The organism is Pseudoalteromonas sp. S554, assembly GCF_005930865.1.
GTDB lineage: Bacteria > Pseudomonadota > Gammaproteobacteria > Enterobacterales > Alteromonadaceae > Pseudoalteromonas > Pseudoalteromonas marina.
The window spans coordinates 61,107-75,534 of sequence record NZ_PNDV01000028.1 but is presented as its reverse complement, the minus strand read 5'-3'; the positions used below and the strand labels follow the sequence as shown (position 1 = coordinate 75,534).

The 14,428-nt window shown below is 40.0% G+C and carries 9 protein-coding genes; 4 read left to right on the top strand and 5 right to left on the bottom strand.

Going from position 1 to position 14,428, the window contains the following annotated elements; all coding sequences use genetic code 11:
* Positions 1-7 precede the first annotated feature (7 nt).
* Together CWB65_RS07055 and CWB65_RS07050 are read right to left on the bottom strand one after the other, a co-directional pair.
* A complete protein-coding gene (locus tag CWB65_RS07055) occupies positions 8-1,333 on the bottom strand; it encodes a L,D-transpeptidase family protein (protein WP_239104452.1) in 1,326 nt (441 codons plus the stop codon).
* A gap of 208 nt (positions 1,334-1,541) precedes the next feature.
* Positions 1,542-2,519 carry a DNA topoisomerase IB gene (locus CWB65_RS07050; RefSeq protein ID WP_138740262.1) on the bottom strand — a complete coding sequence of 326 codons (978 nt, stop codon included), beginning with the start codon at positions 2,517-2,519 and terminating at the stop codon, positions 1,542-1,544.
* Between the two features lie 188 nt (positions 2,520-2,707).
* Here CWB65_RS07050 and CWB65_RS07045 point away from each other — a divergent pair, with 188 nt between their 5' ends.
* Together CWB65_RS07045 and purU are read left to right on the top strand one after the other, a co-directional pair.
* Positions 2,708-4,594, top strand: coding sequence for a hypothetical protein (locus tag CWB65_RS07045; protein WP_138740261.1), 1,887 nt, complete (start codon positions 2,708-2,710; stop codon positions 4,592-4,594).
* Positions 4,595-4,791: 197 nt separating this feature from the next.
* Entirely contained in the window at positions 4,792-5,622 is an 831-nt protein-coding gene (gene purU / locus CWB65_RS07040; RefSeq protein ID WP_010555843.1) for a formyltetrahydrofolate deformylase, read from the top strand.
* 89 nt (positions 5,623-5,711) lie between these two features.
* Here the strand turns inward: purU and CWB65_RS07035 are convergent, their stop codons facing one another.
* The 3 genes from CWB65_RS07035 to acs all read right to left on the bottom strand — a co-directional run bounded on the left by CWB65_RS07035 (position 5,712) and on the right by acs (position 10,361).
* Positions 5,712-7,301 carry an AbgT family transporter gene (locus CWB65_RS07035; protein WP_138740260.1) on the bottom strand — a complete coding sequence of 530 codons (1,590 nt, stop codon included), beginning with the start codon at positions 7,299-7,301 and terminating at the stop codon, positions 5,712-5,714.
* A 370-nt stretch (positions 7,302-7,671) separates the two neighbouring features.
* On the bottom strand, positions 7,672-8,325 hold the full coding sequence (locus CWB65_RS07030) for a response regulator transcription factor (protein ID WP_006791970.1): 654 nt from the start codon (positions 8,323-8,325) through the stop codon (positions 7,672-7,674).
* Positions 8,326-8,420: 95 nt separating this feature from the next.
* On the bottom strand, positions 8,421-10,361 hold the full coding sequence (gene acs, locus CWB65_RS07025; RefSeq protein WP_138740259.1) for an acetate--CoA ligase: 1,941 nt from the start codon (positions 10,359-10,361) through the stop codon (positions 8,421-8,423).
* Between the two features lie 417 nt (positions 10,362-10,778).
* Between acs and CWB65_RS07020 the strand changes: the two genes are divergently transcribed.
* Positions 10,779-11,939 (top strand): DcaP family trimeric outer membrane transporter, encoded by a 1,161-nt coding sequence (locus tag CWB65_RS07020; RefSeq protein ID WP_138740258.1) that lies wholly within the window; start codon positions 10,779-10,781, stop codon positions 11,937-11,939.
* Between the two features lie 236 nt (positions 11,940-12,175).
* Complete coding sequence (locus CWB65_RS07015; RefSeq protein WP_138740257.1) at positions 12,176-14,299, top strand: TonB-dependent siderophore receptor; 2,124 nt, start codon at positions 12,176-12,178, stop codon at positions 14,297-14,299.
* Positions 14,300-14,428: the final 129 nt, after the last annotated feature.

Here is a 14,428-nt window from a genome sequence, read left to right as displayed (position 1 = left end):
CCTCTCATTATTTACTTTCTAATAATGCTGCAATAACCGACTGGTTATCATTTTTTAGGAGTGCTTTTTGATCGCGTTTGTAAATATCATCTCTAAAATTAACGAGCTTGTTTTCATCCACCCACGCAGTCCAATAAACTAAATGAATGGGTAATGGCTCGTCCAAATAAAATGTTTGTGTGCTGTTTTCATTTCGTGCATCGTTAACTTGTGCCAATGCATGCTCTTCACCTTGGTGTTTAATTATTTCTTGAGCAAGTGAAAAAGGGTCTTCAATTCTTATGCAGCCATGCGATAACGCACGTCTTGTTTGGCTAAAGCGCTGCTTTGCAGGTGTATCATGTACATATATAGCCTCAGGGTTAGGGAACAAATATTTTACTTCACCAAGGGGATTTTTTTCACCCGCACGTTTCACTAAAAAATGGTCAAACTGATAAGGCTTAATTGAATTCCAATCAATATTATTTGGGTTAACTGTTTGTGAGTCTATGTAGCTGTTTTTTCTGATTTCAATATTGTTTTTAACAAGGTAATCAGGGTCTTCTGCTACTTTAGGCGCTATTTCCCTAGTAGCAATTGAGATAGGTATGCGCCACTCAGGGTTAACAACAAATTTTTCTATTTCATCACTAAATGCCGGTGTTTCCCAGCTAGGTTTACCTACAATCACGTTGTTTTGAAGTTTTACATCACCTACTTTCACATAGCGCAACTGATACTCAGGAATATTTACATACACGTACTGTTCATCGCTCGAACCGGCAAAGTTGGTAATGCGATAAAAGTTTAACTTTAACTTATTGAGTTTTTGCTCAGCTGGAATATTAAGTTTAGCAAACGTGTTTTTGCCAACTCGACCGTCAACCTTTAAGCCATGGCGATGTTGAAACTGCTTTACAGCGCGCTCAATATGTTTATCAAAAATGCACGGCGCTTTAGTGCATACGTTAGTGAGTAAATCTTGTTCTTGAAATAAACGCATAGCGAGTAAACTCACCGCTTTACTGTTACTACCTAGTTCAAGCAACTCGCTGGCGGGTAAAGAAATAAACCCACCGCGATTCACTATTTCTTGGTACCAATTAATCGCTTTTTCCGTACGCTTTATTAATTGGGCTGAGTATTGATCAAAGTAATAGCTATCTTTAGTTTGCGTGTAGCGCTGCGAGCTGTAAGTGGTCAGTGATGAGCTGGCAAGTAAAACACCATCAAGATCATCACTCGCGAATATAGGTGAAGTAAACATGCTTGCTAAGCTCACAAACAAAGCCCCCTTCAAAGTGGCTTTGTTTGTTTTGGTAAAACCTTTTTTTGTAAATAGTCCCTTCACGGTGCGCCCCTCGCTAAATAGTGTTGATAAATGCATATGTACTTGCCGTTTAATTATCAACGAGAGTTGCAACGTCGGTGCCAAAAACAAACTCAACACTAAGACATTGAAAAGGTTAGATTTATTAAAATAAAATCATTTCATTTAAGTTACAATACAAACTACTTGTGTAATAAATATACTCAAGTGTGTAAAGTTGCTATGTCGATTAATCGCTTAAAAACGCTAAAAAACCACGTTCGTATCTGCTTAAATACTTAGTCTTGCGAGGTAACGTAAGTGACTCACGCCACGCATTTTGAGCTGCTTCATCTTCTTTACACAGTGTAATTAAATCAGGGTGAACATAAGATTTGCGTGCTATTGCTGGGGTATTACCTAATTGCTGAGATACACAACCGAGCATGCTTTTTAAGGTAAGTACGCCTTTGGCTTTAGCTAGCTGCTTAAAAGCAATAACGCTTGCTCGCCAGGTTCTAAAATGTTTTGCACTAAACTCCTCCCCCATTATTTGCTGTATATATTGGTTTATTTCGCTCGATGTTACGTTAGTGCGCTCACCTTCACTTATATACTGAAATAGATGTTGCCCAGGTAAATCTTGTAAGTCTTTAATTACATGGCTTAGTACTCTGTCAGTAATGTTGACCTCACGCTCTTTTCCAGATTTAGCTCGGTATTTTAACTGAATATTTTTCCCAGTCAGCTTTGCGTGTCGGGTGCGTAAGGTTGTAGCGCCAAAGCTTTTGTTTTGTTTTACGTTTCGCTCGTCACCGACTCTAAGTGCCCCTAAGTCCATAAGCCTAACTACCGCCGCTAATGTACGCTCTACATTTAACTCACTGCCTTGTAAGTCTGACTCCAAGCGAGCCCTCAATAAAGGAAGTTTATGGCCAAATACACCACAGGCTTGGTATTTTTTGGCTTCTTGCTGGGCTCTAAACTCTGGGTGGTATCGGTATTGTTTTCTCCCTTTACTGTCAAATCCTGTCGCTAAAATATGTCCGTTTTCTTCGGGGCAAAACCATGCGCTTTTATACGCAGGCGGAAATGCTAAGCCATTCAAACGCTCAATAACCGCTTCATCTTTTATTACTTTGCCAATAGGATCGAAATACTGCCATTGCTTGTTTTTAAGCTTTCGAGTGATACCAGGTAAATTATCATCCACATAAATTAACTTCATAATCACTGCACTCCGTTTTGATCAATGACAGCCTATAAAACATTTAAACTAACATATTCAAATAACCTTAAACTGAACACTATTATTGATATACAATCAAAAATTAAGCAATAATGTCTTAATGCATGCATTATTTTAGCTATGCTGATATTCCCTTTTTAAGGTTTACTATTTATAAGGAGCATTTGATGGCTTTTGATTACGGATCAATAGATCTTGGACTAAAAAACCCTTTCAAACTGGAAGGTAAAGTAAAAGCAATAAGAGGGCTTATTGAATCTGTTGTTGGCATCAGCTTGCTTGTTATCGCGTCTAGCTCTGTAAAAGAAGATGCAACAGCAGGTTGGATCTTAATGATATTTGGCATGTTAATACTCGCCCTAGGAATTCGGACTTTATCGGGTGGTATTTATGCAACGCTTAAGTACTTCGTAGGTAGAAACCACCCGACATCGTTGGCGTTTAATTTTAGTAAGTCACAAACCTCAACTGCACAAGAAGAAAAAAACGAAGTAGCCTACACTGCGCAAACATTAGAAGAAATGCTTGTTGGTCGCAAAAACAGTACTTTTAAAGAACCGAATGGCTTTTTATCGCGTTTGCTACATAGTTTAGTACCAAAACTATTATTTTTACCCTACCCAATACGTAATGTTGCCCAACGTTTATTTGGCTCATGGATAAGCACACTGGTTGCTCTTATCGCTTACGCATTGGTCGCCTTTGTGTCACTGTCTGGTTTTACCGGTGAAGCTGGCGAACTAGCTTTTCCAATATATAGTGCCATATTAATGTTTTATGTGCTGTTTTCTTGGCGCTCTTCTGGCAAACCTATTTCACGTAATGCAGAAAAGAATATTGAAGCCTTAGGTACTGGTGCTCTTGCTAAAATCATTTCTTTATCCTTTATATTGCCCATTGCTATAGGCCTGTCTATGTCGTGGATAATGCAGGAACAGCGCATAAGCAAACAACAAATAGACAATTGGCTTGAGCAATTACCCAACCTTAACGCGGGCCTCTATTTAACTGCCATTATTATTTTAGCTGCACTTAGTTGTGCACTTGTTTTTGTGATGATTAAAGCGCGTTTAAACGAAGTGACACCAAGCGCTGAAGTATCAGAACTACGTGAAAACTGGCAAGAGTCTGTTCATCCAGATGAAATTTTTATAAATCTTGATAACTTAGTAATGGCTAATCGCCGTTATAAAGAAGTACCTAATAGGGTTTATCGTGAGCTAGATCCTAAACTACAAGAGCAAATTGAAGGAAAAGGCGGGTTTAAAGGCGAAATGATTCAAGAGATTCAGCCTAAACTACACACAATGGATTTAGGTAAGCACTTTAACCTTTCTCGTTTAGTTGCGTTAATTAGTGGTAACTTACTCTACATTGTAGCTCTTACCTTTACTGTGTTGCTTGCTTACTCTTTTATTAATATTTACCACTATATTGATGCAGCAAATATAAATAACATTGAGCAAGCGTTTAATAATCAAAATATTATTGAGTTTAGCGAGCTGTTAATGGCAAGTGTTCATTTATTGCTTATCGGCATATTAGTTAAAGCATTTGCTCAGCTGCTGAGCAATAGTGCCCATTTATTTTTTGCTGAAATGCAATTTGAATCTTTACTCGTGTACTTCAAGTGCGAGGGCACATTTACTGAGTCAAAAATATCAACGGGCACCGGTATTCATGATAGCACACGCTCGGAAAATACCTTGGTACGTAGCAGCATAACGCCTTGGGTGATTGTTTCGCGCATTGTTTCTACAACCTTTGCAGCAACAGGTATGAAAAACCTTGAGCATCCTCGACATATTATGGAAATGCATAAAGATGAAGGTCAATTACAAGCAATCAAAAAAGATGTAATTGCATTTTTGAAAGATCGAGAATCAATTGCCTCTATCACTAGCGAACGCGATTTAGGCAATGCATCTCAACTGCACCAGTTAAACCAGCAAACACGGGCTATGCCTATGCAGCTTACTCTAACTAAAGACGATGAAGAAGCCGCTGGCTTTTTACGTCAAGAAGACGACTTGGCGTCTGAGCCAAAAAAATAGCATTTTCAGATAAATGCCACCTGTATAATTGGGTGGCATTTTTTATTTACCTAAATATGACCCACCGCTATGTAACGTCTAAATTAAACTAAAAGCGTGCAATAACATGATTAATATTTGATTAGCCCACAAAGCCCTTGCTTTATGTTTTAAAACACAAATAATGAAACATTAATCACAGGGTAAGAATGAGGAAAATGAGTTACATACTAACCACCCAATGTGCCGACGATGTGGGCTTAATTGCTAAAATCACCGGGCTTTGTCATCAAAATAACTTGAACATTACTCGGAATAACGAATTTGTAGACAAAGACGCCAAACGTTTCTTTATGCGCACTGAGCTGACGGGGCAACCACAAAGTGACTTTTTAGAGCAGCTACGCGCTTTATTACCTGAAGGCGCCAAACTTGCATTGCACGACGATGCAAAAACTAAAGTGGTGCTGCTTGCCACCAAAGAAGCACACTGCTTAGGTGGTATGCTATTAAAACAGTTTGAGCAAACACTTAATATTGAAGTGCTCGCTGTTATTGCTAACTACCCTGATTTAGAACCACTTGCGAAAGGATTTGGTGTGCCATTTCATGTGGTATCGCATGTTGGGCTAAGCCGAAGTGAACATGACCAACAAGTAGGCGATTTAATTGCTAGTTATAACCCAGATATAATTGGTTTAGCCAAATATATGCGTATTTTAAGCCCTGAATTTGTAGGCCGGTTTGACGGTAAAATCATTAATATACACCACTCTTTTTTACCTGCATTTATTGGTGCAAAGCCGTACCACCAGGCATTTGAGCGCGGCGTAAAAATTATTGGTGCCACGGCTCACTTTGTAAATAATGAATTAGATGAAGGCCCAATTATTTTGCAAGACGTGACAAGTGTTACGCATGCTAACACGGCTGAAATGATGGCAAAAATGGGTAAAGACGTTGAAAAAACAGTTTTTTGTAAAGCGTTGCAACTCGCTTCAGAGCACAAGCTATTTATAAATGGTAATAAAACCGTGGTGTTTAGCTAGGACGCGTTAACCTTTGTGGTTATATCACGCTCATTTGCTAAAAAAAGCCAGCTAAGCTGGCTTTTTTATTGTTCGCGTAAAATAAGTAATTACGGTGTGTAATACGTAGGAGACTCAGGCCCTACAGGCATACCCAGTAAAAATACCCACACATAAAACAAAATGACCCAGCCAATAAAAAATATAATGCTGTATGGCAGCATGGTGGCAACCAGCGTACCTATACCCATGTCTTTTTTATACTTAACAGCCACAGCAAGGATTAAACCAAAGTAACTCATCATCGGGGTTATTAAGTTTGTTACCGAGTCACCAATACGGTAAGCCGCTTGAATAGTTTCTGGCGCGTAACCGATTAGCATAAGCATAGGAACAAAAATAGGCGCTGTAATCGCCCATTGCGCTGACGACGAGCCTAAGCTTAGGTTTACTAGTGCACACATTAAAATAAACAATACAAATACTTCAGGGCCTGTCAGGTTTAAAGCTTGTAAAAGCGCCGCACCATTTATAGCTAAAATAGTGCCTAAATTAGTCCACTTAAAGAATGCTACAAACTGAGCCGCAAAAAATACCAAAACAATATATAACCCCATCGAGCTCATACTTTTACTCATGGCGTTAATAACATCCTTATCGTTTTTCATAGTGCCAACAACACGACCATATACAAAACCAGGAATACTAAATGTCACAAAAATAATAACCACAATCCCTTTTAAAAAAGGAGAGCCCGCAACTTCACCGGTTGCAGGGTTTCGTAAAATGCCATCGTCAGGAACGATGGTCCATGCAAGTAATAAAGAAACTGCGAGTAAAGAAATGCCAGCCCACTTTAAACCTGACTTTTCTTTTTGGGTAAGGGTATCGATGCTGTTTTGCGACAGATCAATACCGGCTTCGTCTGGGTTATATTTACCTAAACGTGGCTCAACTATTTTTTCAGTCACCAAAGTACCTAGTACTGAAATTAATAGCACCGATATCATCATAAAATACCAGTTTGCCTCTGCGCCAACAACATAGGTTGGATCGATCATTTGAGCCGCTGGAGTTGTAATACCAGCAAGAAGTGGGTCAATAGTTCCTAATAATAAGTTAGCACTATAGCCACCCGACACGCCTGCAAATGCAGCGGCAAGGCCAGCTAAAGGATGACGTCCTAAACTGTGAAAAATCATCGCTGCGAGTGGAATTAAAACCACATAACCTAGCTCTGAGGCGGTATTAGACATAATAGCGGCAAACACCACCATAAACGTAACTAAACGTTTAGAAGCGCCCATTACCATGCCTCGCATGGCTGCAGAGAGCAAACCCGAGTGCTCAGCAACGCTTACACCAAGTAGTGCAACCAACACGGTACCTAAGGGTGCAAACCCCGTAAAGTTAGTGACAAGCCCAGCCATAATGCGCTGTAAACCTTCAGCGCTTAATAAGCTTACGACTTCAATAACGCCATCAGCGTCGCGCCCTGGCGCACCTACCGGGCGAGGGTCTATCGCACTTAATCCAAACCAATCTGCAATACCGCTAAACACAACAATTGCCACTGCAAATATTGCAAATAGTGTAATTGGATGAGGCAGCATATTGCCTAAAAATTCGACGGTGGCTAAAAACCGATTAAACAACCCCTTATTTGGGTTGTTGCTAGGTGTGTGTGTGGAGTCTGTCATACCCTGCTCTTAAAGTTATAAAATTGCCGTAACCTAGCATTATTTGTAATTTAGATCATGTATAAAAGGTGAATGGGTTGTGAGTAAAGTTAGATAACACAAAAGCAGGAATATTTTGACCTTTTGTAATTAATTACGCCGTTTAATGTTAGACAAAACAAAAGGGATAGGTATTAGGCGTGTTTTTCATAAGTGAAAGATAAAAAAGCATAAATGCCAAGCAGACGCTGCCTAAAGGACTTAACCTACGCCTGCCCAAAATTAAATGCGTTTCAAAGCATAGCCGTCAATATGCCCTTGCGCTAAAATGCCAATTCAAAATAGCGGGTAAAATATAACGGTAATAAATCGCTTCAAAGCACTTAAACCATTATTGAGCTGGCTCAATAGGCTCTAGTTGAAGTTTAGCAGCGATCAATACGGCTTGAGTGCGGTTATAGACACCGAGCTTTCTAAAAATTGCGGTAATGTGTGCTTTTACTGTTGCTTCTGAAATATGCAACTCATAAGCAATTTGCTTATTGAGTAATCCTTCATGCAAATATTGTAAAACGCGGTATTGCTGAGGTGTAAGAGAAGCGACTTGCGCTGCAATTTCTCTGTCTTCACCTTCGATTTCGGCTACTTTGTTTTTAAGCTCTTTTGGCAGCCATGTATCACCTTCAAGTATTTGGTTAATTGCATTGGCAATATCGTCCGATGACGATGATTTGGGAATGAACCCCATAGCACCGTAACCCATGACTTTAGAAACAATATTAACGTCTTCACTGCCTGAAACCACAGCAATCGGTAAACTTGGGTACTCTTCTCGGATACGAATAAGACCATACAAATCACCATTACCTGGCATGTGAAGGTCTAGCAGTAATATATCAAGATCTTCTTGCTCGCTTAGCACTTGCAATGTGCTATCAAAATCTGACGACTCGAACACTTCTAGCCCTTCAAATTTTGCGCTCAGTGCGCCCTTTAGTGCTTCACGAAATAACGGATGATCGTCCGCTATTAAAAACTGACTCATGGTTCACTCCTAAAAATTCGGCTGATACTTATTACTAAGTAACAGCCGATATACTACGTTTAGAATTAACTTGTAATCAAGCTTTTAACGCGTATTTATCGATTTAATCGATTATCGATAAGTTCATCCACTACCGACGGATCTGCAAGGGTTGACGTATCACCCAATTGCTCGTGCTCATTGGCAGCAATTTTGCGCAAAATTCGACGCATTATTTTACCTGAGCGTGTTTTAGGTAAACCCGGAGACCATTGAATCATATCTGGAGAAGCTATTGGGCTGAGCTCTTTACGAACCCAATTACGAACCGCTGTTGTAAGCTCATCACTCACCGTCACCCCTTCGTTAGGCGTAATATAAACATAAATGCCTTGGCCTTTAATATTATGCGGGTAACCTACTACAGCAGCCTCTGCCACAGCTTCATGAGCAACTAATGCGCTTTCTATTTCAGCAGTGCCTAAACGATGCCCCGATACATTGAGTACATCATCAACACGCCCTGTTATCCAGTAGTAGCTATCTTCATCACGACGACAACCATCACCGGTAAAGTAAACGCCAGGGTATGCACTAAAGTAAGTTTGTTCAAAACGCTCATGATCGCCATAAACAGTACGCGCTTGTGATGGCCAGCTATCTAAAATAACTAAATTACCGTCAACCGCACCCTCTAGTGTATTTCCCTCTGCATCATAAAGTGCCGGAGCAATACCAAAAAAAGGATGGGTTGCAGAACCCGGCTTCGTGTCTGTAGCACCAGGTAGTGGCGTGATCATAATGCCACCTGTTTCTGTTTGCCACCAGGTATCCACAATTGGGCAATTAGACTTACCTATACTCTCGTAGTACCAATTCCATGCTTCTGGGTTAATTGGCTCACCTACGGAACCCAAAATACGTAAACTATCGCGATTTGAAGTTGCGGTAGGCTCATCACCTTTGGCCATTAATGCTCGAATCGCTGTAGGCGCAGTATATAAAATAGTGACACCATGCTTATCAACTACCTCACCCATTCTTCCTGCGCTTGGGTATGTAGGTACGCCTTCAAATACAACTTGTGTACAGCCATTCACCAGCGGTCCGTATGCAATATAACTGTGCCCAGTGATCCAACCTACATCGGCACTACACCAATACACATCATCATCTTGTAAATCAAATACGTACTCGTGAGTCATTGACGCATAAACTAAGTAACCGCCAGTTGTGTGTACAACCCCTTTAGGCTGACCCGTAGAACCCGAGGTATACAGAATAAACAGCGGGTCTTCAGCATTCATGTGTTCAGGTTCGCACTCTGGCGCTTCATCAGCAACTAAGTCATGCCACCAAATATCATGGCTATGCCAATCAACATCGCCAGAGGTCAGTTTATGAACAACTACGTGCTCAACGGTAGTTACCGAATCTTGTAACACCGCTTCATCTACATTGGCTTTAAGCGGTACACAGTTACCGGCGCGTCGACCTTCATCTGATGTGATCACCACCTTAGCGCCTGAATCATTAATGCGATCTGCAATAGCCGATGGTGAAAAGCCACCGAATATAACAGAATGAATCGCACCTATACGGGCACAAGCTTGCATTGCATAAATAGCTTGTGGGCTCATTGGCATATAAATGGCAACACGGTCACCTTTTTTTACACCCAATTTTTTTAAGCCATTGGCAAATTTAGCGACTTCGTCGTGTAATTGTTGGTAGGTAATATTTTCACTTTGCGAAGGATCATCGCCTTCCCAAATAAGCGCTACTTTATCTGCTTTTGTTTTTAAGTGGCGGTCGATACAGTTGTAAGATGCATTAAGGTAGCCATCTTCATACCATTTGATATTAATATGGCCTTTATCAAATGAAGTGTTTTTTACTTTTGAATAAGGAGTAAACCAGTCAAGACGCTTACCGTGCTCAGCCCAAAACCCTTCAGGGTCTTCTACAGACTGTTTATACATCGTATTATATTTTTCATTATCGACGAGCGCTGCGTTTTTAATATGCGCAGGAACTGGATAGATACTTTGTGACATATTAGTCTCCAATTTATATTACTTGCCTTAGGCTTTTCATCAAGGATTACTCAGCAGTGCACTATTAAATATTAGACATTAGTTGTATCTGAGTTCAAACAACGATTATCTTATCTATAATCCTCATGGCTACACCCTATTTACATAAAAAACATACTATTAAATAAAAGTATATGAACACTCAATAATTATTAAACCTTAGTCTAATAGACTAATAGTTGATTGAGTAAATTGTGTACATATACAACAGTAGCTTGAATATTTAAAAACTTTGATTGTTTATTAATAATTCGTATTTACTAACAAATTAGATTAAAGATAATTAAATTCAATCTGTTAGTACTATATAAGTAACACACATTAATACATATCATAAGCAAACAACATACAACAAGTAGCCTATAAAAGGACGCAACAATGAAATTTACTCCAATTAAAACACTGGCAGCTAGTGCTGTACTATGTGCACTTTCTAGCACAGCTTATGCTGCAAAAATAGGTGATACAGAATTTACCTACGGTGGATACATTAAACTCGACGCAATGTGGAGTGACTACTCAGCAGGCGCTCCTGCGGGCACCAGTGTTGGCCGTGATTTTTATGTGCCAAGTACACTAACCGTTGGTAACGATAATAGTTCAGACGCCGTATTTGATATGCACGCTCGTGAGTCACGTTTTAATTTTGGAACTGCTACCTTATTAGATAACGGTAAAACGGTTAAAACTAAAATAGAGCTAGACTTTTTATTGTCAGCTCCTGGCGGCAACGAGCGTGTGTCTAATTCATACTCTCCGCGCATTCGCCATGCATTTATCTCATATGATGGCTGGTTATTTGGTCAAACATGGTCAAACTTTCAAAACGTAGGCGCTCTTCCTGAAACGTTAGACTTTGTAGGCCCAGCTGAAGGCACAGTGTTTGTTCGCCAAGCTCAAATTAAATACACAACAGGTGCGTGGTCTTTCTCATTAGAAAACCCTGAAAGCACAATCACAACAACAGGCGGAGCACGCGTTGCAACTGATGATGCTTCGCTTCCTGATTTTACCGCACGATACACACACAAAGCAGACTGGGGTAACCTTGTTGTAACCGCACTTGCTCGCCAATTAACGTATAAAGTGGGCGGTATTGATGCTGATGAAACGTCATTTGGCGTAAGTGCATCGGGTATGTTTAAAGTAGGCGACGACAACATCAAATTTATGCTCACACAAGGTAAAGGTTTAGGCCGATATGTAGGTTTAAATGTTGCTCATGGTGCCGTACTCAATGGTGATGAGTTAGATGCAATCGACTCAACGTCTGGCTTTGTTGCTTATCAGCATAAATGGAGCAGCCAATGGCGTTCAACATTCCTTTACTCATTCTTTTCAGCTGACAACAACACTGATTTGTTGAGCATTTCAGGTGACCCAACTGAATCAACGCAAAGCTATAGCGCAAATATTTTATACTCTCCGGTTAAACGCCTAACATTTGGTGCAGAGTTAAAACATGCTGAGAGAGAAACTCAGAGCGGTATTGATGGTGATTTAGACCGCTTACAATTCTCTGTTAAATACGCTTTTTAGTTTAAAGTCTACTCCATAAATTAAGCGGCTTAGGCCGCTTTTTTTTTATGCGTATAACTTTAAATTTGGTTAATAAACCTCTTAATTAAACCCTACATAATTTTAAAATAAACCTAAGGGTATTAATTAAGCTGGCCCAAATTAGTTAAAAGATAAACAAACCACAACAATGCAATTGCAAATCAATATCATTTAGATTAGCATAAGTTCCAATTTTTTAACGAACTGGAACCGATATGTCGTCCCCTACTATTTTGCGTTTGTCTAAACTAAGCATTGTTACTTCTTTAATTTTATCTGGAAATACGTTTGCGCAGGAGTTAAAAACTAACAACGAGTCATTAGAGAAAATAGCCGTATATGGCCAGCATCATAAAAACTACATTACCGAAGATGCGCAGTCTGCAACTAAGTTAGGCCTATCAATAAAAGAAACCCCACAAAGTATTTCGGTTGTTTCGCGCGCATTAATGGACGATTTTTCGTTAGATGATATTAACTCCGTTCTTGAAAGCACACCCGGTGTAACGGTGGAGCAAATAGAAACAGATCGGACTTACTTTAAAGCCCGTGGATTTGAAATCACAAACTTTCAAGTAGATGGCTTGGGTATTCCACAAAGTTCGGGATCAATTCAAGGCTCATTAGATACCTCTATTTACGACCGTGTTGAAATTGTTCGTGGGGCTAACGGTTTAATGACCGGTGCAGGAAACCCTTCTGCAACAGTGAACATGGTACTTAAAAAACCGACCTACATAACACAAGCGCATGCATCTGTATCTTATGGCTCATGGAATAACAAACGACTAGAGGTTGATGTTTCGACTCCAATAAACGATGAACACGCTGTACGCGCGGTATTTACTAAGCATAAAGCAGAGTCTTACTTGGACCGTTACGAAACTGACAAAACAATAGGTTACTTAGCCTATGAAGGTAAATTAACAGATGATACAACGCTAAGTCTCAATTACGTTAATCAACAAAAAGATGCCGATAGTCCTCTTTGGGGAGCATTACCCCTTTACTACACTGATGGCTCAGCCACTGATTACGATGCATCTACTAGTACTGCATCAGATTGGTCATACTGGGACAACAGTGCTGAACAGGTTTATGTAACGCTTGAGCAAAACTTATCAGCAACTTGGGTAGCAACCGCCCGTTATGCACATATTGAAAACGAGCAAGATTCAGAGCTTTTTTATGTTTATGGCACACCCGATAGAGAAACAGGCCTAGGTCTTACTGGTTACGCAAGCCGTTATGATTACGAGGATAAACACGACCTGTTTGATTTATACGCTAGTGGTAAGTTTGATTTATTTGGTCAAGAGCACGACCTATCATTTGGTGTAAGCCAAGCAAACATGGATTATAACGAGCAGTCACTATACGATTACACAACGGGTAATGGGTTTCCTGCCATGCCATCGCTTGATACATGGAATGGCGTAGCGCCAGAAGCAACACTTGCAGATGGTTTAAACGGCAGTGATATTGAAAACAAGCAGCAATCTGCTTATATATCTACTCGCATAAAACTTAGTGACCCACTAAGTGTGCTTGCAGGTGTTCGTTACACCGACTGGGAAACAAAAGGCACTGCATATGGGGTAGTACAAACACGAGATGACAGTGAAGTTATTCCTTATATAGGTGCGGTTTACGACTTTACTGAGTCACTTTCGGCTTATGCAAGCTACACCGAAACGTTCGTGCCACAAAACGAACTTGATATAAACGCAGAACAACTTGCGCCAATTACAGGTAAAAGTAGTGAAATAGGTTTAAAAGCACAGCTTTTAGACGATCAAGTGTTTTTAACTTTAGCGTATTTTGATGCTAAGCAAGAAGGGCTTGCAGTCGCACTTCCTGATTCACTACCAAGTGATACACGCTACTACGGTGCCGAAGGTATTAACAGCGACGGCTTTGAAATAGAACTAAGTGGGAAACTTACCGAAGACTTAAGTGCAAGCATAAGCTTTAGTAACCTAAGCATTGAAGGTGATGATTTAGTAAAAGACTACACCCCCGAGAACCAATTAAAAATGGCCGCTACTTACCAAGTACCGCTTGTTGAGGGTTTAACATTTGGTGCAAACTACCGCTGGCAAGATTCCGTTAGCCGAGTGCAAGTATCAGATCCAACGGGGGCAGCGCTTGTAACAACAAACCAAGGTGCTTACGGTATTCTTGATTTAATGGCTAACTACAAAATCACTCAAAACGTAGGGGTTACTTTCAACATTAATAACACCACTGACGAAAAATACTTACATAGCCTATATTGGGCGCAAGGTTACTATGGCGCGCCACGCAACTACGCCCTATCAATTAATTGGCAGTTATAAAGCAAATTAAACGTCTTTATATAACTTAATTTAAACGACACATACTCTGTGTCGTTTTTTTAATTTGTAATAGCACCCGCAATAATAATTTAGGAAATCAACCTAATGCTATTTAGACTTCCTTTCGCA